We start from the raw sequence: 25,217 nt of genomic DNA on the forward strand, positions 1-25,217 counted from the left end.
CCCGCCAGGGGACAACGGGAAGGTTCGACGTGATGGCAGGCGATCGGCAGTGGGGGACCTATGACCTCATCGTGGTGGGGTCCGGATTCTTCGGCCTGACGGTCGCCGAGCGGGCGGCGACCGAGCTCGGTAAGCGCGTGCTGGTGCTCGACCGGCGGCACCACATCGGCGGCAACGCCTACTCCGAGCCCGAGCCGGAAACCGGCATCGAGATCCACAAGTACGGCGCGCACCTGTTCCACACCTCCAACGAGCGGGTGTGGGAGTACGTCAACCGCTTCACCGACTTCACCGGCTACCAGCACCGCGTGTTTGCCATGCACAAGGGCACCGCGTACCAGTTCCCCATGGGCCTGGGCCTGATCAACCAGTTCTTCGGCCGCTACTACTCGCCCGACGAGGCGCGGGAGCTCATCGCCGAGCAGGCCTCCGAGTTCTCCGCCGAGGACGCCGCGAACTTCGAGGAGAAGGCCATCTCCCTGATCGGCCGACCGCTCTACGAGGCGTTCATCAAGGACTACACCGCCAAGCAGTGGCAGACCGATCCCAAGAACCTGCCCGCCGGCAACATCACCCGCCTGCCCGTGCGGTACACGTTCGACAACCGCTACTTCAACGACACCTACGAGGGCCTGCCCGTCGACGGCTACACCGCGTGGCTCGAGAACATGGCCGCCGACGAGAAGATCGACGTGGTCCTGGACACCGACTGGTTCGACGTCCGCGAGGCCGTCCGCGCCGCCAGCCCCGACGCGCCCGTGGTCTACACCGGGCCGCTGGACCGGTACTTCGACTACGCCGAGGGGGAGCTGGGCTGGCGCACCCTGGACTTCGAGACGGAGGTCCTTCCGACCGGCGACTTCCAGGGCACCCCGGTGATGAACTACAACGACGCGGAGTACGACTACACGCGCATCCACGAGTTCCGGCACTTCCACCCCGAGCGCACCACCTACCCGACGGACAAGACCGTCATCATGCGCGAGTTCAGCCGGTTCGCCGAGCGATCCGACGAGCCGTACTACCCGATCAACGAGTCGACCGACCGCGAGAAGCTCGCCCTGTACCGCGAGCGCGCCAAGGCTGAGACCGCCGCCGCCAATGTGCTGTTCGGCGGACGTCTGGGCACCTATCAGTACCTCGACATGCACATGGCGATCGCCTCGGCGCTGACGATGTTCGACAACACGCTGGCGCCGCACCTGCGGGATGGGACGCCGCTCGCCGGCTGAGGCCCGGCTGGCCTGGCCGTGGCGGGTCGGCCCTCAGGCGGCGCGTCCGACGGGTAGGTGCCGCACGACGTCCTCGCGCTGCGCCGCGTGCACCAGCGCCGGCTTGGCCTCCCCGAGGTGTTCGAGCACCGGGGTTACCGAGGACCAGAAGCGGCTCAGCGAGCTCAGCCCCTCGTTCTCCGCGCGGGCCTGGGCGCGCTCGGCCCGGGTGTCGTCGGGGCGGGTCGGGTGGTGGGTGGCGCGCTTGCCCTCGATACGGTCGTCCTTGCGCTGAGAGATTACGTAACCGAGCGCGAACGCGACACTCCGCGGCATCCGGCCGGACAGCAGGACGTCGGCCTCGGGGTAGTCGTCGAGCACCTGCTCGACCGCACCGGAGAGCTCCTCGACCAATCGGGCGAACGCGCGCCGGTCGATCTGCCGACCGCTCGCGCCCGGGTACAGCCGGCCGGCGGGGAGAGTCCACGGCCGGAGGGTCTCCACTCCGTCGGTGGTGGCGGTGGGCCCCACGACGACGACGAGGTCCGCCGCCGCCCGCAGTGGATGCTGCGCGTCGACGTCGGAGACGGCTCCGCCCCCGTCGAGCTGGAGCGAGAGCCACACGCGACCCACAGCGGTCCGGTCCGCGGGCGCGGCGGTCGAGTGCGCGGTTGCCGGGAGTCCGGGGCGGAGCGTGACCATGGACAGCTCGGAGTCCGGTCGGCTCCGTCGCGACAGCCACCGACGCTCGGCCCACATGTCGTCGCCGTCGTCGAAGTACACCGTCCGCACCCCCGTGTCCCCTCCGGGCAACCGGCGCCTGCGGGCCTCGGTGGGCAGCTCCGCGAGGTGCGTGCGCTCGCGCAGGAGGGTGTCGTATCCCACGGCCAGTGCGGCGGGGAACGCCAGGTTGGGTGCCAGGACATAGCCTGTCGCGTCGTCGTCGTCGTTCATCGCCCTCTCGAGCTCATCCGACACGTGGTCCACGGCCCGTCGCAGGTCCACCACGTCGCCGTCGGTGCCGAACCAGCCGGTCGCGGAACGGAAGTCCAGGCTCCGGGCGTTGGCCACGTCCACCGCGGCGCGCATACGGTCCGCGCTCTCGGCGGGGAGCAGTCGTAGGTAGTACAGGGTGCCGTTGTGGGCGATAATCCAGGCGCGGACCGCCATCGCCGTGATGAGCACCGCCAGGGTTCCGACGAACCAGCCGAGGCGGGAGGGGGAGGTGCACTCCTGCGACCACAGGTCCGGCACCGCCGAGATGGTGCAGGCCGCATCGCGGGTGATGAGATCCTCCGCGACCAGTCCGCCGAACGCCGTGGTCATGGCGACCGTGATCGCGATGAGCGTTTCCAGGATGAACACCGGACGAGGCTAGCGGGGTCCGCCGCGCGCTCACCACCGGCCCGTCTGCGACCCGCCGCGGACCCGCCGCGGACCCGCCGCCAGCGTGCCGCGCGTGCGGGCATGCGCGAGAGCGCCTGCTCGGCTCGACCACAGCCGCTCCCGGGCATGGACTCCCGCGTGCGCAGGGGGGCGGGCCGGCGGGCATCGGCGGAGGCGGGAACGTGAGCGGGTGCCTTCGCGGGACCGGCCAGAGGTGCGACGACGACGATGCGCCGCACCTAGAGTGAACTCATGACCCGCTCGGTGTCCCGCCATCTCCGCCTCCTGCTCGTGGTGCTGTCCGGCGCCGCGGCCCTGCTGCTGATGCTGCTCCCGCTCGCCCCTGCCGGCGCCCAGGCGCCCGCACCCGCACCCGCACCCGCACCCGCGCAGCCCTCCGTCGTAGAAGTCGGTGTGACCGATCCCGCTGGCGTGCTTTCCTCCGGAGACCGGGTCCTCCTCCGTGTCGAGACCGAGCGCATCGCGTTCCCGCCGCAGGTGCAGCGGGTCGAGTACCTGGTCTTCGACGACGGGAACGAGAACCTCAACGACACCACCGAGCGCTTCGCCCAGGCCGCGCGACCGGATCTGGTGTCCGAGGATCGCGAGAAGTGGGCGCCCGGAACGCTGATCGTGGCCAACGACACCGAGTCGCGGCGGGTCGGAATCTACTGCGGCGACGACGTCTGCGCGGCGCTGGACATCTTCGAGGGACGACACCTCGACGGCTCGATGGAGGCGATGAAGGACCCGATGCGCCGCGAGAACCACGCGGTGGGCCTGCTCGCGGGCGCGCAGGCGGCGGCCGATCCCACGGTCCTGGCCCCGGAGTCCGAGGGCATGCCGTCCTGGCTGCCGTGGGCCCTCGGCGGCGCGGGGGCCGTGGGCGCCGGCGCGATCGGTGCGGGCGTCGCGGCGAGCCGCAAGAAGAAGGCGGCGACGGCGAGGGAGCGCTACGACCGGGTCTCCCGCGAGTACGGGCGGGTCGCGGGGGAACTGACCGGGCTGGACATCCGCGCCAACTCGCTGACGTCCCCGCTGGCAGACGACGAGCTGCGGTCACAGTGGGCGGATGTGCGGGACCGATTCCTGTCGCTGGACACCGTCATGGGGCGGATCGGTGACCTGCGGCCGGAGTCGACCGACGCGGAGTTCCGCGAGAAGGCCGACGACATCGAGACCGCGCACACCACGGTCGATCAGATGGAGACGGCGGAGAAGAACATCGACCAGCTCTTCCGCATGGAGCAGGGTGACGCCGACGTGCGCCGCCGCCAGCTCGGCGAGCTCCACGAGGACATGCTGGCCGCCGCGCTGGGGACCGAGGACGAGCGTCTCGCCGCCGAGGCCAGGGCCCTCGACGCGCGGGCGGACGAGCTCTCCCGGGACACGCAGGCCGCCGACTTCATGGACCGCTACGCACGGCTGGTGGTGGACTACCGGCTCGTGGTGGAGGCCATCCGGGCCCGCGAGATGGCGGATGTCGAGGCGGCGGACGACGCGGGTGACCGCCACGCGCCGAGGCTGTACGACCGGGACTGGCGCGCCGGCTACGGCTACAACGGCTTCGTGCCGTTCTACGTGGTCTCGAGCTGGCACGCCCACGACGTGCAGGCGGCCCAGGCGGCGAGTTCCACCAACACGAGCTACTCCAACGCCTCGTTCTCCGGTGGCGGCGGGTCGAGCGGGTACTAGACCCCCGGCCCGCCTCAGCCCTCGACGATCTCGACCGACTCGATCGTGTGCACCGTCCGCGGGGCGCCCTGCGGGCTGCCGTCGTCCTCGATCGCCGTGACGGCGTCCATCCCGTCGGTGACGGTGCCGAAGAGGCTGTAGGCCGGCGGCAGGGAGACGCCGGAGTCGCCGGTGACGATGAAGAACTGGGAGCCGTTGGTGTCCGGGCCGGCGTTGGCCATGGCCATGGACCCGATCTCGTACTCGCCCTGGGCGGGGAGCTCGTCGGAGAACTGGTAGCCCGGTCCGCCGCTGCCGGTGCCCTGCGGGTCGCCGCCCTGGATCATGAAGCCGGGGATCACCCGGTGGAAGGTGATGCCCTCGTAGTACTTGTGGCGGGCCAGGAAGACGAAGTTGTTCACCGTCTCCGGCGCCTTGTCCTCGAGCAGGTCCACGGTCACCACGCCGGCGTCGGTGGTGATCACGGCGGAGTAGTCGACCCCGGGGGTCAGACACATCGGCGGGGCGGAGTCGAACGAGGTGATCCGCTCGTCGGTGCCCTCGGTGGGCGGGCACTCGACCGCGTCGGCCGTCCCTCCGTCGGACGCCCCGGCCCCGGTCTGCGTCCCCGCGGTCGTGCCGGTGGCCGCGTCCTCGGCGGGTGAGTCGTCGGTGCCGCACCCGGCGAGCGCCAGGGGCACCGACAGGGCGAGGATGCCCAGGGCGGTGCGGAGGGTCGGACGGGGCCGGGCTGTGGCGGAGAGCTGCATGAGACAAACCTACGTGGCGCGTCCACGCCGCTGAACCCCCGGTTCCGCGTGGTGGGAGGGATCGCCCCGGCCCGCCGGGTACGATCGACCCGGCTTTCGACTAGGGACGGGGACTCATCCATATGCACCACCACGGCCACCACGAACTGGTCGACGAGGTCGAGCGGTCGGTCGCCGGTCTCGCGGACCCGATCGGCCGGGAGTGCCTCCAGCGGGTCATCCTGCCCCGGGCCGGCGAGCCGCTGGACGTGAGATCGCTCTACCTCGCCGAGGCCCCCACCAACGCCCGCCGCGCCCACTCCGCCGGCCGCACCACCCTGAGCGTCGGCGCGGACTCCGAGGTCTCCTTCGCCACCTACTTCAACGCCTTCGCGGCGGCGTACTGGCGTCGTTGGACGATCCTCGGTGAGGTGGTCCTGCGGCTGACGATCCGCGGCGCCGGCCGTGTGGACCTCTACCGGTCCAAGATCGACGGCTCGCGCATCGCGATCACCGGGGACGTCGTGGGCGAGCCGGGCGAGTCGGGGGCGGACCGGGTCACGACGGTCGAGTTCGTCTGCGACCTGGGCCCGTTCGAGGACGGCGGGTGGATCTGGTTCGACCTCACCTCCGACACGGACGTCGAGGTGCTCGCCGGTGGGTGGTACTCGGCCGTGGACGCGCCGGCCACCCGCCCGGACGCGGGCCCGGACGGCACCCCCGATCCGTCGGTGCAGGTGCCCAACGACCGCCGGGTGACCGTCGGTATCCCGACCTTCAACCGCCCCGGGGACGCGGTCGCGGCGCTGCGGGCGCTCACCTCCGACCCCGAGGTGGACGCGGTCCTGGACGCGGTGCTCATGCCGGACCAGGGCGACCGCAAGGTGCGTGACGAGCCCGGGTTCGCGGAGGCCGCCGAGTACCTGGGCGAGCGCCTGCGGATCTTCGACCAGCCCAACCTGGGCGGCTCGGGCGGGTACAGCCGCATCATGTACGAGGCCCGGCGGCTCACCGACTCGCCGTACATCCTCTACATGGACGACGACATCGAGATCGAGCCCGACTCGATCCTGCGGGCCCTGGCCTTCGCCCGTTTCTCGCGCGTGCCGATGCTGGTCGGCGGCCAGATGCTCAACCTCCAGGAGCGCAGCCACCTCCACACCATGGGCGAGGTGGTGGGGGCGCACGACTTCATGTGGACCGCCGCCCCGCACGCGGACTACGACTACGACTTCTCCCGGTACCCCCTCACCGACCGGGAGAACCCCAAGGAACTGCACCGCCGGATCGACGTGGACTACAACGGCTGGTGGATGTGCCTGATCCCGCGGGTGGTCGCGGAGAAGATCGGCCAGCCCCTGCCCCTGTTCATCAAGTGGGACGACGCGGAGTACGGCCTGCGGGCGCGCCGCGCCGGCCACCCCACGGTCTCCATGCCGGGGGTGGCGATCTGGCACATGGCGTGGTCGGACAAGGACGACGCGATCGACTGGCAGGCCTACTTCCACCTGCGCAACCGGCTGGTGGTGGCGTCGCTGTACCACGACGGCGACCACAAGGGCATCATGCAGTCGAGCCTCAAGGCGCTGGTCAAGCACCTGGTGTGCCTCGAGTACTCGACGGTGGCCATCCAGATCGAGGCCATCCGCGACTTCCTGCGAGGACCTGAGGCGCTCTACGAGCTGCTGCCGACGGCCCTGCCCAAGGTGCGGGCGATGCGCGCGCGGTTCCCCGACGCCGTGGTGATCCCCTCGGCCGTGGACCTGCCCGCGCCCTCCGGCGGCCCGGCCGGGATCCACTCCGAGCCCCGGGGCCCGGTCCGCAAGGCCCTCGCCCTGGGCAAGGGGCTCATCCACACCCTGAGCCGGGACGACAAGGCGCACCACGAGGTGCCGCAGGCGAACTTCCCGCCCGTGGAGGCGCGCTGGTACTCGCTGAGCCGGGTCGACGGCGCCACCGTCACCACCGCCGACGGACGCGGGGTGGTCTACCGCAAGCGCGACCGTGAGCAGGCCGGATCCCTGTTCGCCGAGTCGGTGGCCGTGCACAGGGAGCTCTTCCGCCGGTTCCCGGAGATGCGCCGCCGCTACCGTGATGCGCACACCGAACTCGTCACCAAGGAGGCCTGGAGCCGTGTCTTCGACGCCTGAGACCGCACCCGGGCCGGCCGGCCCCGACCACGCCGGCACGGGGCCGACGGTGGAGATCCCCGTCCCGACCGGTGAGGTCCGGTTGCTGGCCGGGATCCAGCGCCGGCTCCTCGCGGTGCCCGGATCGCGTGAGGCCGCCGTGACGCTCTCGCACGTCGGGGAGCACGCGCTGGGCTGGATGGCGATCTCGGCGGTCGGCGTGGTGGCCGACCCCGCCCGCCGGAGCCGGTGGGCGATGGTCGGTGTGGGCAGCTTCGGGGCGCACGCCACCTCCGTCGTCATCAAGCGGGTCGTGCGGCGGCGACGGCCGGACCACCCCACCGTCGCGGTGGGGGTGGGCACGCCCTCCTCGCTCAGCTTCCCGTCCTCCCACGCCACGTCCACCACCGCGTTCGCCCTGTTGGCGGGGGCGGTGAGCGGCGTCCCCGTGGCCCCCGCGCTCGTTCCCGTCATGCTGGCGTCCAGGCTCGTCCTGGGCGTCCACTACCCTTCGGATGTGTTCGCCGGCGCCGCGGTCGGCGCGGGCTGCGCCGCGCTCACCCGCGCGGTCTGGCCCACGGACCCCGTCCAGCGCCTGCTGCCGGAGGCGCTGCGTGACGGCGCGCCCGGACCGCGCACCACCCCGACCCCCGAGGAGAATCGATGACCGATCAGACCGGAATGCCGGCCTCCCGGGGCGGGGGCGATCACCACCTCCTCGGTGCGGAGCCGCACACCGCCAACGAGATCGACCTCGCCGAGGCCGAGGAGGAGGCCAAGGGCTCGCCGCCCAAGAACCTGCTCGACGGCATGATCAAGGCCCTCCGGCCACGGCAGTGGGTCAAGAACGTCCTCGTGGTCGCGGCGCCCGCGGCGGCCGGTTCCCAGACGCTCACCGACACCTCGGTCCTCTTCTCGGTCTTCATCGCCTTCGTGGCGTTCTGCATGGCGGCCTCGAGCGTCTACCTGATCAACGACGCGATGGACGTCGAGGCGGACCGCGCGCACCCCACCAAGCGCTTCCGGCCCATCGCCGCCGGGGTGCTCCCGGTGGGTCTGGCCTACGGCATGGCGGTGGTGCTCATCATCGCGTCGATCGCCATCTCGGTGCTGTTCGCGCACCCGGCCCTGGCGATCGTCGTGGCCGTGTACATCGTGCTGCAGCTCATGTACTGCTTCGGACTCAAGCACCAGCCGGTGCTCGACATCGTCTTCGTCTCCTCCGGCTTCCTGTTGCGCGCGGTGGCGGGCGGCGCGGCGGCCGAGATCGAGATCTCCCAGTGGTTTCTGCTGGTCATGGCGTTCGGCTCGCTGTTCATGGCGGCCGGTAAGCGGTACGCCGAACTGAACCTGCACCTGAGGACCGGGGCGAAGATCCGCAAGGCCCTGGAGAGCTACACCCCGACCTACCTGCGGTTCGTGTGGACGCTGTCGGCGACGGTGCTCGTGCTCTGCTACGCCCTCTGGGCGTACGACCGCGGTTCCGATCCCACCCAGCCGTCCGGCTCGGCCGTGTGGTTGCAGATCTCGATCGTGCCGTTCACCATCGCGGTGCTGCGCTATGCGGTCGACGTCGACGCCGCCCAGGCCGGCGAGCCCGAGGACATCGCGCTCGGGGACCGCGTCCTGCAGGTCCTGGCCGGGCTGTGGGTCCTGACCGTCGTGATCGGCGTCTACCTCGTGCCGTCCTTCGCCTGACCGGGGTGGGCGGGCGATGTCGGAGGTGACAGCGGGGGGCTCGGGAGCAGGGCGTCCGGCAGCGGACCGGCCCCCGGCGCCCGTGGCCTCGCGGAACCCTGAGCGGATCACCGACCGGATCACGGAGCGGATCACCGAGCGACCCCGGGCCGAGCCGGCCGTCTTCTGGGGCGGCCTCGTCGTGGTGGTGGCGGTGTTCCTCGCCGGCGCGTGGCAGCGCCGGTGGATCGCCGACGACGGGCTGATCGTCCTGCGCACGGTCCGCAACCTCATCGCCGGCAACGGGCCCGTGTTCAACGCGGGGGAGCGGGTCGAGTCCAACACCTCCACCCTGTGGACCTATCTCGTCTATCTCACCCACGAGGTCGTCGGCTATCGGCTCGAGCTGGTCGCCCTGGGGTTGGCGCTGACGCTGAGCATGATCGCGGTCGCGTGCGCGATGCTCGGCACCCGCGTGATGTACCGGGGCACCCGGCGCGCCCCCGCCGGTGGTCCGATGCTGCTGTTGCCGCTGGGCGTGGTGGTCTACATCATGCTGCCGCCCGCCCGGGACTTCGCGAGCTCGGGCCTGGAGACGGGGCTGGTGATCTGCTGGATCGGCGTCATGTGGCTCGGCCTGCAGCGGTGGGCCCGCGCGCCGCACCGCGAGTACCGGTTCGGTCTACCCGCGGTGGGCACGTCCGCGATGGCGTTCATCGCCGGGCTCGGTCCACTGGTGCGCCCCGAGTTGGCGCTGGCGGCGGTGGTGTTCCTGGCGCTGCTGGCGGCGTCACAGCAGTCGTGGCGGCATCTGGGCTGGTTGGTCGCCATCGCCGGAACCGTCCCGGTGGTCTACCAGATCTGGCGGATGTCGTACTACGCCCTGCCCTATCCGTTGACGGCCGTCGCCAAGGACGCGGGCGGGTCCAAGTGGGACAAGGGGGCCCAGTACCTGTGGGACCTGCTGTCGCCGTATGTCCTGCTCCTGCCGCTGGCGGTGGTCCTGGTCGCCGGTCTGGTCTCGCTGTGGGCCGTGCGCCGGTCGGACCCCGCCGCGTCCGGGTCCCGGCGTCGCCGGGGTGGGGTGACCGGTGACGACGACGAGGGGGGCGGCCTGCTCCGCCTGCGCAGCCGGGTCCGCTCGACCCCGGTCGTCACCGTCGCCTTCCTCGTGGTGGCCGTGATCATGCTGGCCTACGTCACCCGGGTCGGCGGGGACTTCATGCACGGCCGGGTGCTGTTGCCGTCCCTGTTCCTGTTCCTCCTGCCCGTCTCCGTGGTGCCCCTCCCGGTCGGACCCGCCCGCGGGGTGGGCGACGCCCGGGTTCGGCGGGTGGCGGTCCCGGTGGTCGCCGGTGCGTGGCTCGTCGTCGTCGGATGGGCGGTGACCGTCCAGGTGGTCCAGGACCCGTTCCGCGACGAACCGGAGTCCATCACCGCGGCGGGGATCGTCGACGAGCGGCAGTACTACATCCAGCGCACAGGCCACCAGCATCCGCTGCTCGCGGACGACTACCTCGACTTCCCGCGGATGCGGGCCCTGGTGAGGGAGGTCTCGACCAACCGGACGGGGGCGGTCTTCCTCCCGGTCCCGGGCTTCCAGGACCGGTGGGACGTGGTGGCCTACGACCGGCCGATGCCCGGTCTGGCGCCGTTCGAGCTCCCCGACGATCCCCTCAAGACGGTCGTGTTCCTCAACCTGGGCATGACGAGCATGAACCTGCCGCTCGACGTGGACGTCTACGACACCGTGGGCCTGGCCTCGCCGTTGGCCGCGCACACCGACCGCATGGAGGACGGGCGTATCGGGCACGACAAGTTCCTGCCGTACGACTGGGTCCTCGCGCGCACCGGGGTGGTCGAGGACCCGGTCAACTTCCCGCGGTGGATCGACGTGAACTGGGTCAACCAGGCCGAAGTGGCGCTCACGTGTCCCGCGACCGAGGCCCTCATCGACTCCTATTCCGGCCCGTTGACGCTGGAGAAGCGCTGGTCCAACCTGGTTAACGCATTTTCATTCGCCGAGTACCGGATCAACAGAATCCCTGCATACGAGGTGCAGAGGTGCGGGTTGCCCATGCCTGAGGAAGTGGAGAAGTACCAGGGCACTCGGTAGTGTGGCGCGTACTGTTGTCTCGAATCGATAACAGTAGGGGATCGATCAGGTCCCCGACCTGTAACACCTGTCCCAGAATGAGCGACAGTAACGATGTCGCAGTTCCGGTCCTCCCCTGGTGGGGCCGGTCCGATGGACGTCACCGATGCCCCGGATTCCCTGGGGGCACCAGGAACGAACAAAGGAACCCACGAATGTCCCAGACCACCCTCCGGCGCAAGTTCGCCGCCGGGCTCACCGCCCTGGCGACGGCTGCAGGCCTCGTCGTCGGCGCCCCGGCCCTCGTCGGCGCCCAGGCCACCGAGCAGGGCTCGTCGGCCAGCCTCGGTTCCGCCGGATCGGCAGGATCGGCCGGATCGGGCGATGCGCCGAACGCCGCCCCCGCGTTCCAGCCGGCCGCCGGCAACGAGAACCCGGTCGGTTTCCGGAACTGGCTGCGCCCCGGGTGCAGCTGGGATCCGGTCGCCTCGTGGGTCCAGCTGTGTGACGTCTGGTCGCCGGCGATGAACCGCCACATCAAGGTCCAGGTCCAGCCGGCCCGCTTCGGCGGCAACGCCGGGCTGTACCTCCTCGACGGCCTGCGCGCGCGGGACGACTGGAACGCGTGGACCCGCGACGCCCAGGCGCAGCGCATCTTCCTCCAGGACAACATCACCCTGGTCATGCCGGTCGGCGGCCAGGTCTCCTTCTACTCCGACTGGGATCGGCCCATCAACCTGGGCGGCAACCTCGTCGAGTACAAATACGAGACCTTCCTGACCCGCGAGCTGCCCGGGTACCTGAACGCCCACTTCGGTGTGCGCACGGACAACAACGCCATCGCCGGGCTGTCCATGGGCGGGTCCGCCGCAGCGATGCTCGCCGCCAAGCACCGCAACCAGTTCAAGCAGGTCTCAGTGTTCTCCGGCTACATGAACCCCACCGCGCCGGGCATGTACACGATGATCCCGCTGGCGATGTTCGACCAGTGCAAGTGCGACCCGTTCGCCATGTGGGGCCTGCCGGGCTCCCCGCGCTGGGGCGAGCACGACCCGCTGCTCAATGCGGACAAGCTGCGCGACATCCCGATGTACATCACCGCGGGTTCGGCCATCCCCGGCCAGTACGACCAGCCCTCCAGCCTGCAGGCGGTGTTCAACACCTTCAACGGCATCATCCTCGAGGGCCTGTCGCGCGGATCGACCATCGCGTTCCAGAACACCCTCAACGCCCGGCCCAACCAGGCCACGTTCGACTACCGCACCACCGGCATCCACGGGTGGGGCTACTGGAACGACGACCTGATCGCCGCCCGCTCGGCGCAGATCCTGCCCGTGATGAACGCTTTCGCGTGGTGATCACGACCGGTTAGCAGACGAATCGGGCTCCGCTCAGCGAGTCCTCACCCGTCACACCGGGGCCCGTGCGTAGATTCTCGTGCGGGGCCCCGGTCGCTTGCGTGACCACCGGGTTCGGCCGCGGGAGGGGAGCCCGCGGACGGACGGCGGATCAGGGCCCCGGGCAGAAGCTGTCCGGGTCGCGCTCGCGGCCCGTTCACCGAGACGTTCGGCGACGACGCGGCAAGGAAGAGAACCTCACATGGCGACCCCCAGCGCACACGCGAGCCCCCGCACCCGGTGGGCGTCCCTCCTGGCCGCCCCGCTCGTGGTGGGAATGGTGGGCTCGGGCCTCATCGTCCCTCCGGCTGCGGGCGCGCAGGAGACCCCGGTCCGGGTGACCCCGGCCCAGGAGACTCCCGCCCAGAGCTCCCCGGTCCAGGCCTCCCCGGCACAGACCGGTCCCGGCCAGGAGGACCCGGCCCGGGCGAACCCCGGGAACCGGGTGGACTCCCCCTCCCTGAGCGTGCCGACGACCCTCCCGACCGGAGTCCGCCTGGACAAGGTCGAGTGGAAGACGGCCAACCGGGTGGCACTGTGGGTGCAGTCCCCGGCCATGGAGCAGGCCATCCAGGTGCAACTCATGCTCCCGGCGCGGTGGAACGCCGAGCCGGAACGCACCTACCCCTCGCTGCTCCTGCTCGACGGCCTGCGGGCGCGCAACGACGCCAGCGGGTGGACCCTCGAGACCAAGATCTCCCAGTTCTTCGACGCCAAGAACGCGATCATCGTGCTCCCCGTCGGCGGCGAGTCGAGTTTCTACACGGACTGGGTCGCGGACGCCAACGGCTCGGCCTACCAGTGGGAGACGTTCCTCATGGAGGAGCTGCCGCCGCTACTGGCCCGCGACTGGCGGGTGAACGACAAGCACGGTGTGGCCGGACTGTCGATGGGCGGCACGGCCGCCATGATGCTCTCGCAGCGCTACCCGGACTACTTCCAGTTCGCGGCGAGCTACTCGGGCTTCCTCGACACCACGAGCTTCGGCATGCCCGAGGCCATCAAGGTGGCCATGCAGGACGCCGGCGGGTATCAGGCGGAGAGCATGTGGGGACCCCTCGGCTCGGCCAGGTGGCAGGAGCAGGACCCCAAGCTCCACGCGGACAAGCTCCGCGGCCAGAGCGTCTACGTCTCCGCGGGAAGCGGGAACACCGGTCCGTGGGATCAGCCGTCGGGGCTGCCGGACATCCCCACCAACTTCCCGGGCTACGGGCTCGAGCTGCTGTCGCGGATGACCACCCAGACCTTCGTCAACAAGGCCCGCGGGGCCGGCGTCGAGGTGACCGCAAACTTCCGGCCCTCGGGCACCCACACGTGGCCGTACTGGCAGTTCGAGATGATGCAGGCATGGCCCCAGTTCGCGGGCGCCGTCGAGATCGAGAACGTCGAGCCCCCGTGCGCGGCACAGGGCGAGATCGCCCGGGTCGCCGAGCGTCAGCCCGGTCTGGGCCCCTGTCTGACGGGCGAGTACGATGTCAAGGGCGGCAAGGCCACCGACTTCCGCTTCGGCCGCGTCTTCTGGTCGCAGCAGACGGGCGCGCACTCGGTCCTCGGGGCCATCGGCGCCGCCTACCAGGCCGAGGGTGGACCCGACGGCCCGCTGGGTCTGCCCACCTCCGGTGAGACCACCACGCCCGACGGCAGGGGCCGGTTCACCCAGTTCCAGAACGGGGTCATCTACTGGTCGCCGACCACCGGGGCGCACGCGATCCGCGGGGCGATCCGGTCGATGTGGCAGGAGCGCGGCGCCGAGCGCGGCGACCTCGGGTACCCGACCACCGACGAGGTCACCAACCCGAACAAGCCCGGCGTTGTCCAGGGATTCCAGGGCGGCACCGTCTACTGGTCCTCCGCCACTGGCCCCAGGGTCGTCGAGGGCGCCATCCTGAGCACCTACCGGGAGGCCGGCGCGGAGAACTCGGAACTCGGGTACCCGACGACCGACGAGATCTCCCTGACCACGCGTGGCGGCGCCTTCAGTCGCTTCCAGGGCGGGGCGATCTACTGGTCGCCGCGCACCGGTGCGCACGCCATCCCCCGCGGTCCGGTGTTCGACGCCTGGGGCACGGTCGACTACGAGCGTGGCCGGCTCGGCTATCCCACCAGCGCGCTGCGCACCACCCGGGACGGCCAGGTCATGGAGTTCGAGGGCGGCCGGATCACGGTGACCGGCGGCCGGGCGGAGATCTCGTGACGGCCAGGGCGGCGGCTCTCGGCGCGGCGCTCGTGGTGGCGGGCGGGATGCTCACCGCGTGCGGCGGAGGCGACTCGACGGTGTCGGGAGTCCCCGACTCCGAGACGATGGCCCCGCCCCCGGGCGGCGCCGCCACCTCGCAGGCCCGCGTCCCCGCCACCGAGGACTCGGGGCGGTTCACCGAGGCGCCGGCACCGGTGGGCTCGGACGCCCCGGGGTACACGGCCCCGGTCGTGGGGGCGCGGGAGCGTGGGTACCTCGCGGCGCTCGAGGCCCAGGACATCGAGACCGCGGAACTGTCCGACTCGCTCGTGGCCGCCGGCAACACGATCTGTCGGATCCGGACCACCGGCGGGGCCGCGGGGGAGACCACCACGATCGCCGACGCCGTGGCCGGGCAGATCTCGGTGGGCGGGTACTCGGACCGCGAGGTCGACGAGATCTCCCGGATCGTCGTGGACTCCGCGGCCGGGCAGCTCTGCCCGTGACACCGCTCGACCCCTGACACCGCTCTGCCCGTGACGCCGCTCTACCCCTGACACAGCTCGACCCCAGACGCGCGTGCGCCCCGGGCGCCGCCCGGGGCGGTGAGTCGTGACACGTGCCACGACCGCCGGCGGAACCCGGCGGCCCCGTGGCGCGTTGGACCTGTCGTCGGCCGCCCGCGGACTCGTGTCGGGCGCCCGGGAAGGAGTTCGTATCGTGGCTCGTGGATCGCGTCGTGGAGGTGGCCGCCGTCTCGGGTGCTCGCTCGGAGCGCTCGTCATGGTGGTCCTGCTGGTGCTGGGGATCGGCTGGTGGATCGGTGACCGGGGACTGCCGACGGGTCCGGACGGCCCGCTGCCCGGCCCGGCGGAGCCGGAGCTGACCCAGCCCGCGGATTGCCCCGACGTGCAGATGATCGCCGTGCCGGGCACCTGGGAGAGCAGCCCCACCGACGACCCCTACGCGCCGTCGTTCCTGCCCAACGCGCTGCTCAAGACCATCACGGACCCGCTGGGGGAGCAGTACCCCGCCGAGCGCCTGGAGGTCTTCACGGTCCCGTACGTGGCACAGTTCCGGAACCCCCAGCGCCCCGACGAGATCACCTACGACCAGAGCCGGGCCGAGGGCACGGATCGCGCGCGCGCCGAGTTGGTCGCGGTCCACGACCGCTGCCCGTACACCTCCTACATCCTGCTCGGCTTCTCCCAGGGGGCGGTGATCGCCGGCGACCTCACCAGCGAGATCGGCACCGGCAACGGGCCGGTCCCGGCGGAGCTCGTCCGGGGTTCGGTCCTCATCGCCGACGGTCGGCGCCTGCCCGGCGAGGGCCAGTCCCCGGGGCTGTCGCCGGGGACCGGTCAGGGGATGGAGATCTCGCTCCAGCCGGTGACGGGCTTCACGCAGCTCATCGCGGGTGCCACCATGACCGGCCCGCGGCCCGGCGGCTTCGGGGCGCTCGACGACCGGACCGCCCAGATCTGCGACTCCCGGGACCTCATCTGCAACGCCCCGCTCAACGTGGTGGACGGGGCGGCCCGGTTCCAGGAGTTCGTCGCCAACAACGCCATCCACGCCATGTACGCGACCAACCCGGACGTCGTCATGGGGACCACGGTTCCGGAGTGGACCATCGGACACGTGCGGGAACTCGTCGACGCGGCACCGGAGATCGCCCACGACTGACCGCCCGACCGAGTACCGTGCATGGGCGCGACACGCCTGGCCGGGTCGAGGATTCGGAGTTCGGATGTGCGCAGGGGCACGCTGTAAGATCGACCAAGCTTGTCGCCCGGTATGTCCGAGGTCGGCGACGTCGACCATCCAGTCATCGGTTCGGAACGGAGCAACGTGGAGTTCGAGCAGTACCACGACGCCAGCGGGGCGATCGTCATCCCTGATCGCACCACCCTGGTCGACTTCGTCGAATCCAACGTCTCCGCAGCACGCCGGGACCCCGCGGCGGACGGGCTGATCTACCGCTACATCGACTACTCGTCGTCGCGGCAGGGTGAGGTCGCCGAACTGTCGTGGTCGGACTTCGGGGACCGGCTCTACGCCATCGCCGCACGGCTGCAGCAGGTGGCGGAGCGGGGAGACCGCGTGGCCATCCTCGCGCCCCAGGGGCTCGACTACATCGTCTCGTTCTTCGCCGCCATCCACGCCGGTCTCACCGCCGTGCCGTTGTTCGATCCGGACGAGCCGGGTCATCACGACAGACTCCACGCGGTCCTCGGGGACTGCACGCCGTCCGTCATCCTCACCTCCACCGAGTCGGCGGCGGGGGTCCGCAAGCTCTTCCGCGACCTGCCCGCCCGGGAGCGGCCCCGCACGGTCGCCGTCGACGCGATCCCCGCCGAGCTGGGCTCGGGCTGGACCCGGCCCGATCTGGGTGCGGACGACATCGCCTACCTGCAGTACACCTCCGGGTCGACCCGCGTCCCCGCCGGCGTGGAGATCACGCACCGCAACGTCGTCACCAACGTCATGCAGCTCTTCGACGGGCTGGGCCTGACCCGCGCCTCCCGCGGCGTGACCTGGCTGCCGCTGTTCCACGACATGGGTCTGCTCACCGTGATCCTGCCGGCGATGGGCGGCGCCACGATCACCGTCATGAGCCCCCGGGCCTTCGTGCAGCGTCCCGGGCGGTGGGTCACCCAGCTCGGGGCGATGTCCGACGGCGACGGGGTCTTCGCCGCCGCCCCCAACTTCGCGTTCGAACACGCGGCCCGTCGTGGCCTGCCCCGGGAGGGCGAGTCGCTCGACCTCTCCGGGGTCACCAGCATCATCAACGGGTCCGAGCCGGTCACCCCCGCCTCGATGCGCGCGTTCAACGAGGCGTTCGCCCCGTACGGGTTGGCGCCGACCGCCATCAAGCCCTCCTACGGCATGGCCGAGGCGACGCTCTTCGTCTCCTCGCCCCGCAAGGACGACGAGGCGATCGTCATCCACGTGGACCGGGAGGACCTCAACAAGGGCGTCATGACCGTCCTGGACCCCGACGCGGTGGAGGGCAACGAGGACGCCATCCCGCAGGTGGCGTGCGGGTACGTGGCCCCCAGCCAGTGGGCGGTGATCGTCGAGCCGGGTGTCGACGGGTCGACGGGCGAGCACGACGGCACCGGCCGGGAACTGCCCGAGGGCCGGGTCGGGGAGATCTGGCTCTACGGCACCAACGTCGGGCGGGCCTACTGGGGTCGGCCGGAGGAGTCCGAGGCCACGTTCGGCAACAGGCTCACGGAGCGGCTCCCGGAGCACTCGAGGACGGTGCGCGAGTTCGGCACCGTCCCCGAGGACGCACGGTGGCTCCGCACGGGTGACTACGGCGCCTACGTGGACGGCCAGCTGTACATCACCGGTCGGGTCAAGGACCTCGTGATCGTCGCCGGACGCAATCACTACCCGCAGGATCTCGAGAACACCGCGCAGGACGCCTCCGCCTCGCTGCGCCCGGGCTTCGTCGCCGCGTTCTCCGTGCCGGCCAACCAGCTCCCGATCGACGCCCGTAACGGCGCCGTGATCCCCTCCGATGACTCCTCGGAGACCCTCGTGGTGGTGGGCGAGCGCGCCCCCGGTGCGGGGAAGGCGGATCCCGGACCCATCGCGGACGCGGTCCGCTCGGCGATCTCGGCGAGGCACGGGGTCACCGCGCAGGACGTGATCCTGGTCCCCGCCGGGTCCATCCCCCGAACCTCCAGCGGCAAGATCGCCCGCCGCGCCTGCAAGACCGCCTACGTCGGCGGGACCCTGCGGGGAGGCCACCAGCAGACGGCCTTCCCCGACGAGCCGGCGGAGTAGTTTCCGGGCCGCGTCACGGCACCACCGGTGCGCGGCGGCGACGGGCGAGCACACCGGACGAGACCCGATGGAAAGGCGATCCCCACGATGGCACAGAGCGAGATGACGGTAGTAGAGCTCCGCGACTGGTTGCGGGGCTGGGTCTCCCGGGCCACCGGGCTCGACGTCGCCAAGGTGACCGACGACCGCTCCCTCGAGGAGTTCGGGCTGTCCTCCCGGGACGCGGTGACCCTCTCGGCGGATCTCGAGGACCTGCTCGGCCGTCCCCTGGACGCCACGGTGGCCTACCAGCACCCCACCATCGCCTCTCTCGCCGAGTACGTGGTCAACGGACCGGCCGAGATCGACGAGCCCGGAGACCTCCACACCTTCCGCCACCGTGGGGCGGGGATGGAGTTCGACGTCGCCGTGATCGGCTTCGCCACCCGTTTCCCGGGCGGCGCGGACTCGCCCGAGGCCACCTGGGAACTGCTGTCCGAGGGCCGGGACGCCACCAGCCCGCGTCCGGCGACCCGCTGGTCCGAGTGGGCGGGTGACTCCTACGTCCAGCAGGTCCTGGCCGAGGCCCCGGACCGGGGCGGGTGGCTCGACGACTCCGAGGTGCGGGACTTCGACGCCGAGTTCTTCGGCATGAGTCCCCGCGAGGCGGAGATGGTGGACCCGCAGCAGCGGCTCGCACTCGAGCTCACCTGGGAGGCCCTCGAGCACGCGCACCTGCCCGCGAGTGACCTCAAGGGCCACGAGGTGGGCGTGTTCATCGGTTCGTCGTCCAGCGACTACCAGGTGTTCCTCACCTCCGACTCCGCCGCCGCCTCCCCGTACGCGGTCACGGGCGCCTCCAACTCGATCATCTCCAACCGGGTGTCGTACACGTTCGACTTCCGCGGCCCCTCGATGACCCTGGACACCGCGTGCTCGACCTCCCTGGTCGCGATCCACGAGGCCGTCAACTCGCTGCGCCTGCACGAGTCCGACCTGGCCGTGGCCGGTGGCGTCAACATGATGCTGGCGCCCGCCGCCACCATGGGCTTCGCCAAGACCGGGGCCGCGCTCAGCCCCGACGGGCGCATCAAGGCCTTCTCCTCCGACGCCAACGGCATCTGCCGGGCGGAGGGCGGGGGACTGTTCATCCTGAAGCGCCTGTCCGAGGCCGAACGGGACGGGGACGTGGTCCTCGCCGTCATCAAGGGGTCCGCCGTCAACTCCGACGGACGCTCCAACGGGATGACCGCCCCCAACCCGGACGCCCAGGTGGCGGTGCTGCGCCAGGCGTACGCCGACGCGGGTGTGGACCCGAGGGACGTCGACTACATCGAGGCCCACGGCACGGGCACGATCCTCGGTGACCCCATCGAGGCCACCGCGATCGGACAGGTGCTCGGCCGCGGCCGCGACGCCGATCGACCCACGCTGCTGGGCTCGGCCAAGACCAACTTCGGGCACATGGAGTCGGCGGCCGGTGCCGCGGGCCTGGCCAAGATCATCCTCGGGATGGGGCACGACTCGCTCCCGCCCACCCTCAACTTCGCCGGCCCCAACCCGTACATCGACTTCGACGCCGCGCGGCTGAGCGTCGTCACGGAGAACCGGCCGTGGCCGCGCTACAGCGGCCGGGCGCTGGCCGGTGTCTCCGGATTCGGCTTCGGCGGGACCAACGCCCACGTCGTGGTGGCCGAGTACCAGCCCGCCCCGGTCCGGGCCGCTCAGCAGACCGATCCGCAGACGGTCGACTCACAGACGGTCGATTCGCAGGCGACCGGCGCCGAGGACACCGTCGCGCGGACGGCCGACGCGGGGGACACCGCCGCGACGGAGGCCGCCCCGCAGGACGACGTGGCCCGCAGCGTCGCCGAGGCGGTCGCGCGCAACGCCGAGGTCCTCGCCACCACCGGCACGTCCGCCCCGGGCGCGGCCGCCACCGTCCTCGTGGTGTCCGGCTCGCTGCCGTCGCGCCGCAAGGCCACCGCCGGTCAGCTCGCCGACTGGCTCGAGGCGCAGGACGACTCCGTGGACCTCGGTGCCGTCGCGCGCACCCTGGCCACGCGCAACCACGGCCGCTCCCGCGGCGCCGTCGTGGGCCACACCCGCACCGAGCTGGTCGCGGGGCTGCGCGCCCTGGCGGCCGGCGACCCCGGCCCCGGCGTCTTCAGCGCGGACGCCCCCGCCGGCACCGGTGACGTCTGGGTGTTCTCGGGCTTCGGTGCCCAGCACCGCAAGATGGCCAAGGAGCTGTACCTGTCCAACCCGCTGTTCGCCTTGTGCCTGGACGCGGTGGACGAGCTCATCGACTTCGAGGCCGGCTACCGGATGGTCGAGATGTTCCTCGACGACTCGGTCACCTACGAGGTGGAGAACGCGCAGGTCGGCATCTTCGCCGTCCAGGTCGCGCTGGTCGACACGCTCAAGGCGCTCGGCGCCAAGCCCGAGGCCGTGATCGGCCACTCGATGGGCGAGGTCGCCGCCGCCTATGCGGCGGGCGGGCTGAGTCTCGAGGACGCGGTGCGGGTGATCTGCGTCCGCTCGCGCCTCATGGGCGACGCCGAGCAGCAGGTCTCCGACGAGGACGCCGGCGCCATGGCGCTGGTCGAGTACTCGGCCGAGGAGATCGCGCAGATCATCGCCGACAACCCGCAGTTCGCCTCGATCGAGCCCGCGGTCTACGCCGCGCCCACCCACACCACGGTCGGCGGCCGCGCCAAGCCCGTGGCCGAGTTCGTGGCCTGGGTCGAGGAGCAGGGCAAGTTCGCCCGCCAGCTCCAGGTCCGCGGGGCCGGGCACACCTCCGACGTCGACATGCTGCTGGGTGAGCTCGCCGCCGAGATCGCGGGCCTGGAGCCTCGCGAACTCCGATCCGGCCTGTTCTCCTCCGTGGACAAGGAGACCTTCTACCGCGCCGGCCACGAGCCGATCCACGCCGAGGAGTACTGGGTCAAGGGCATGCGGCACTCGGTGTGGTTCACCCACGCCGTGCGCAAGGCCGTCGAGGCCGGGTACGTGACGTTCCTGGAGTTCGCGCCCAACCCGGTCGCCGCGATGTCCGTGGCGGCGACCTGCTTCGACGCCGGCCTGATGGAGCCCAACCTGCTCCACACGCTCAAGCGCAAGGAGTCCGAGGCCGACACCCTGCTCCACGCGATCGCCCAGCTCTATGTCCACGGCCACGAGGTCAACATGGACCAGGTCGTGGAGATGCTGCACGGCTACGTCACCGGTCCCGGTCGCTACGCCGCGGTGCCGGGCACGGCGTGGAAGCGACGGACGCTGTGGCCGACCGTCACCGCCGGTGGCGGGTCGGGCGAGGGCCGCATGCCGGGCTCCCACGTGGCGTTGCCCGACGGGCGCCACGCGTGGCAGGTCCGGGCCGAGGTCGTGCCCAGCGTCGACGCCCTGATGGGCGCCGCGGCGGCGTCCGTCCTCGAGGGCGCCGTCCTCGCGGCCGTCCACCGCCCGGGCGTCCTCCCGGTCGCGGGCGCGGTCACCACCACCATGACCCCGCACCCTGGAGGTGCGTCGCTGCAGGTGCACGCGCACACCGGTGACGGCGCCACGCAGTCCTTCACGCTCGTCGCCGAGTGTGCGGTGAGCGGTGGGACGCCGATCGATCCGGAGGACCAGCCGGGACCGCACTACGTGTCGGCCGAGTCCGACGCGCCCGTCGTGGATGGTGACGACGACGACGAGGCGGACAACCGCTGGAGCCCGGACGGGAACGAGTCGATCGGCGAGCGCCTGGCCCGGATCGTCGGCTCCTCGATGGGGTACAGCCCCGACGACCTACCGCGTGAGCTGCCCCTGCTGGACCTGGGCCTGGATTCGCTCATGGCCGTGCGCATCAAGAACCGGGTCGAGCACGAGTTCTCCATACCGCCGCTCGAGCTGCAGGCCATGCGGGACGCGTCGATGAACGACGTCGTGCAGATGGTGACGTTCGCCGTGGAGAACCCGGACAAGGTGGGAGAGCTCGCGGACCAGCAGGCCCGCGGCGAGGGCGTGGTCGACGTGGCCGCCCTGCGCGGGGACTCGCCGGCGGCCGCGGCAGGGGGTGCTGCCGGTGAGGCCGCCACGCCCGACGTCGCCATCGCCCCCCGGGACGACACCGAGCGGATGGCCTTCGGCGCGTGGGCCGTGGTCACCGGTACGGCGGCACCCGGGGTGACCGGGACGCTGCCCGCGCTCGACGACTCCACCCGGACGGCACTGGCCGAGCGGCTGTCGACCCGATGTGGCGGCGAGATCACCGCCGAGCAGCTGGCCGGGGCCACGACGATCGCGGAGGTCGCCGACCTGCTGCGCCCGTTCACCGAGGTGGCGGTGGAGGGCAACATCCGCGTTCTTCGCGAGGGTTCCACCGACAGCACACCCCTGTTCCTGTTCCACGCGGCCGGCGGATCGTCGTTCGTATACGAACCGCTGGTCGATCGGCTGGACGGTGACACCCCGGTCTACGGCGTCGAGCGCACGGAGGGGCCGCTGGAGGAGAGGGCCGCCGGGTACCTGGACAGGATCCGGGAGATCGCCTCGGGGCGTCCCGTCGCGCTCGGCGGCTGGTCTTTCGGTGGCGCCCTGGCCGTCGAGGTCGCCCGTCAGTTGCGGGCCGCCGACGACGTCGTGGCGCTGGTGGCCCTCCTGGACACCGTGCAGCCGTCCGAGCCGATCCCGGACACTCTCGACGAGGCGGAGGCACGCTGGAAGCGCTACTCGAAGTTCGCCAAGCGCACCTACGGCCTGGACGTGGAGGTGCCGCGCGAGTTCCTCGCCGAGCACGGCGAGGACGGCGTACTGGGAATGCTCCTGGAGGGCCTGGGCGCCGAGGCGAACGCCATGGGTGGGGGCGTCATCGAGCACCAGCGGGCCAGCTTCGTCGACAACCGCATCCTGCAGAGCGCGGACCTGTCCACGTGGTCGGGAGTGGGTGCGGAGGTGCCGTTCGTGCTCTACCGTGCGGAGCGTATGCACGAGGGCGCCATCGAGCTCGAACCCCGCTACGCCCACGTCGACCGCGACGGTGGCTGGGCCCGGATCGTCTCCGATCTGGAGGTGGTCCAGCTCAAGGGTGACCACCTCGCGGTGGTCGACGAGCCGGTGGTCAGTACGGTCGGAAAGCACCTGGCGCGTCGACTCGTCGAGATCGACGCGGGAGTACTGAAGGGATCGGACGCGTGACGGCTAGGACCACCGCGGAGAAGCTCGCTGAACTGCGGGTTAAGACCGAGCAGGCCCGCGACCCGGGCAGCGAGCGGGCCAGGGCCCGACGCGACGCCGCGGGCCACACCCCGCCGCGCGAGCGCATCGCGGAGTTGCTCGACGCGGGAAGCTTCGTGGAGATGGGCCAGCTGGCCAAGGCTCCGGGGAGCCCGGACAACCCGTTCGGGGACGGTGTGGTGACCGGTCGCGGCACCATCGACGGTCGCCCGGTGGCCGTGTACGCGCACGACAACACGGTGTTCGGCGGGTCGGTCGGCGAGGGCTTCGGTAAGAAGGTCTGCGCCATCATGGACTTCGCGATCAAGGTCGGGTGCCCCATCATCGGCATCAACGACTCCGGTGGCGCGCGAGTCCAGGACGCCGTGACCTCGCTGGCCTACTACTCGGAGATCTCCCGGCGCCAGTACCCGGCCTCCGGGTACGTGCCCCAGATCTCGATCATGCTGGGCAAGTGCGCGGGCGGCGCCGTCTACGCCCCCGCGACCACCGACTTCGTGATCGCGGTCCAGGACCAGGCGTACATGTTCGTCACCGGCCCCGACGTGATCCGGCAGGTCACCGGCGAGGACGTCACCATGGACGAACTCGGCTCGGCCCTGCAGCAGGCCAAGAACGGCAACGTCAACCACGTGGCCGTGAGCGAGCACGACGCCTTCATGTACGTGCGTAACCTGCTGAGTTACCTGCCGTCCTCGGCGGCCGAGAAGGCACCGCGGATCAACCCGGGTCTCGAGGCGGAGACCACGGAGTCGGATCGTCAGCTGGACTCAATCATCCCGGACACGGACAACGCCGCGTACGACATGCACGACGTGCTCCTGCGGATGTTCGACGACGGCGAGTTCGTGGAGACCTCCGGACAGTTCGCGTCCAACATCATCACGGGCTTCGCCAGGGTCGACGGCGAGTCCGTCGGCGTCGTCGCCAACCAGCCCCTGCACCTGTCGGGCGCGTTGGACATCGACGCGTCGGAGAAGGCGACGCGGCACATGATGCTGTGTGACGCCTACTCGATCCCGCTGGTCTACGTGGTGGACACCCCCGGCTATCTCCCGGGCTTGCAGCAGGAGAAACTCGGCATCATCCACCGCGGGGCCAAGATGGGTTTCGCCGTGGTGGCGGCCTCGGTCCCCAAGGTCACGTTCGTCGTCCGCAAGGCCTACGGCGGCGCCTACGCCGTGATGGGGTCCAAGAACCTCGGCGGCGACCTCAACTTCGCCTGGCCCACCGCACGCATCGCGGTGATGGGCGCCGAGGGCGCGGTGGACCTGCTGCAGCGTCGGCAGATCGAGGAGGCGGGCCCGGAAGAGGGTCCCAAGCTCCGCAAGCAGCTGATCGACATGTACAACGAGTTCATCGCGACCCCGTACTCGGCCGCCGAGCGCGGGTACATCGACGCGGTGATCGAGCCGTCGCAGACCCGTCTGGTGCTGCGCGGCGCGTTGGCCCAGCTGCGCGACAAGGTCCGCAACGAGCCCCCGCGCAAGCACCCCATCGCGCCGCTGTAGCCGACGCGCGGCAGCACGCCTGGGCCGGTCCGCTCTCTCCGGAGGCGGGCCGGCCTTCGTCGTCCCCGACCCCTGGTAGTGCTGGCTGAACGTACGGTGTGCCGGGGCTTGTGTGATGTCCCGAGACATCACACCGACGACAAGGGGCAGCGCATCCCACGCGGGACGCGCTGCCCCTGTGTCCGGGCCCTGGGGGCTCGGGCCGGTAGCCC

At 71.2% G+C, this 25,217-nt stretch carries 15 protein-coding genes; 13 read left to right on the forward strand and 2 right to left on the reverse strand.

The window, feature by feature from the left end; genetic code table 11:
* Positions 1-32: 32 nt before the first annotated feature.
* Entirely contained in the window at positions 33-1,232 is a 1,200-nt protein-coding gene (gene glf / locus CEY15_RS02050) for a UDP-galactopyranose mutase (protein ID WP_095717067.1), read from the forward strand.
* 33 nt (positions 1,233-1,265) lie between these two features.
* On the opposite strand, the gene CEY15_RS02055 is transcribed toward glf, so the two are convergent.
* Entirely contained in the window at positions 1,266-2,576 is a 1,311-nt protein-coding gene (locus CEY15_RS02055; protein ID WP_095717068.1) for a hypothetical protein, read from the reverse strand.
* A 273-nt stretch (positions 2,577-2,849) separates the two neighbouring features.
* Between CEY15_RS02055 and CEY15_RS02060 the strand changes: the two genes are divergently transcribed.
* Entirely contained in the window at positions 2,850-4,292 is a 1,443-nt protein-coding gene (locus CEY15_RS02060; protein ID WP_095717069.1) for a DUF5129 domain-containing protein, read from the forward strand.
* 14 nt (positions 4,293-4,306) lie between these two features.
* On the opposite strand, the gene CEY15_RS02065 is transcribed toward CEY15_RS02060, so the two are convergent.
* A complete protein-coding gene (locus CEY15_RS02065) occupies positions 4,307-5,041 on the reverse strand; it encodes a peptidylprolyl isomerase (RefSeq protein ID WP_095717070.1) in 735 nt (244 codons plus the stop codon).
* A gap of 122 nt (positions 5,042-5,163) precedes the next feature.
* On the opposite strand from CEY15_RS02065, the gene CEY15_RS02070 reads away from it, so the two are divergent.
* The 11 genes from CEY15_RS02070 to CEY15_RS02120 all read left to right on the forward strand — a co-directional run bounded on the left by CEY15_RS02070 (position 5,164) and on the right by CEY15_RS02120 (position 25,005).
* Positions 5,164-7,170, forward strand: a complete 2,007-nt coding sequence (locus CEY15_RS02070; protein ID WP_095717071.1) for a glycosyltransferase — start codon at positions 5,164-5,166, stop codon at positions 7,168-7,170.
* Positions 7,154-7,816: a phosphatase PAP2 family protein gene (locus tag CEY15_RS02075; RefSeq protein WP_245847130.1), complete on the forward strand. Its 663-nt coding sequence runs from the start codon at positions 7,154-7,156 to the stop codon at positions 7,814-7,816. The genes CEY15_RS02070 and CEY15_RS02075 overlap by 17 nt, the downstream gene beginning before the upstream one ends.
* The gene (locus CEY15_RS02080) at positions 7,813-8,847 is read left to right on the forward strand and encodes a decaprenyl-phosphate phosphoribosyltransferase (RefSeq protein ID WP_095717072.1); all 1,035 of its coding nucleotides are present in this window, start codon (positions 7,813-7,815) and stop codon (positions 8,845-8,847) included. The genes CEY15_RS02075 and CEY15_RS02080 overlap by 4 nt, the downstream gene beginning before the upstream one ends.
* A gap of 16 nt (positions 8,848-8,863) precedes the next feature.
* Complete coding sequence (zomB, locus tag CEY15_RS02085; protein WP_245847132.1) at positions 8,864-10,942, forward strand: flagellar motor control protein ZomB; 2,079 nt, start codon at positions 8,864-8,866, stop codon at positions 10,940-10,942.
* A 194-nt stretch (positions 10,943-11,136) separates the two neighbouring features.
* Positions 11,137-12,279, forward strand: a complete 1,143-nt coding sequence (locus tag CEY15_RS02090) for an alpha/beta hydrolase (RefSeq protein ID WP_095717073.1) — start codon at positions 11,137-11,139, stop codon at positions 12,277-12,279.
* A 241-nt stretch (positions 12,280-12,520) separates the two neighbouring features.
* Positions 12,521-14,512: an alpha/beta hydrolase-fold protein gene (locus CEY15_RS02095; protein ID WP_095717074.1), complete on the forward strand. Its 1,992-nt coding sequence runs from the start codon at positions 12,521-12,523 to the stop codon at positions 14,510-14,512.
* On the forward strand, positions 14,509-15,000 hold the full coding sequence (locus CEY15_RS02100; protein WP_095717075.1) for a hypothetical protein: 492 nt from the start codon (positions 14,509-14,511) through the stop codon (positions 14,998-15,000). Before CEY15_RS02095 ends, CEY15_RS02100 begins: the two co-directional genes overlap by 4 nt.
* Positions 15,001-15,214: 214 nt before the next feature.
* Positions 15,215-16,180 (forward strand): cutinase family protein, encoded by a 966-nt coding sequence (locus CEY15_RS02105; RefSeq protein ID WP_095717076.1) that lies wholly within the window; start codon positions 15,215-15,217, stop codon positions 16,178-16,180.
* Positions 16,181-16,291: 111 nt separating this feature from the next.
* Complete coding sequence (gene fadD32, locus CEY15_RS02110) at positions 16,292-18,292, forward strand: long-chain-fatty-acid--AMP ligase FadD32 (RefSeq protein ID WP_095717077.1); 2,001 nt, start codon at positions 16,292-16,294, stop codon at positions 18,290-18,292.
* A gap of 87 nt (positions 18,293-18,379) precedes the next feature.
* The gene (gene pks13, locus CEY15_RS02115; protein WP_095717078.1) at positions 18,380-23,455 is read left to right on the forward strand and encodes a polyketide synthase Pks13; all 5,076 of its coding nucleotides are present in this window, start codon (positions 18,380-18,382) and stop codon (positions 23,453-23,455) included.
* On the forward strand, positions 23,452-25,005 hold the full coding sequence (locus CEY15_RS02120) for an acyl-CoA carboxylase subunit beta (protein ID WP_095717079.1): 1,554 nt from the start codon (positions 23,452-23,454) through the stop codon (positions 25,003-25,005). Before pks13 ends, CEY15_RS02120 begins: the two co-directional genes overlap by 4 nt.
* Positions 25,006-25,217 lie beyond the last annotated feature (212 nt).

Origin of the sequence: Dietzia natronolimnaea (genome assembly GCF_002289575.1) — a bacterium.
In the GTDB taxonomy this organism is placed as follows: Bacteria; Actinomycetota; Actinomycetes; order Mycobacteriales; family Mycobacteriaceae; genus Dietzia; species Dietzia natronolimnaea_A.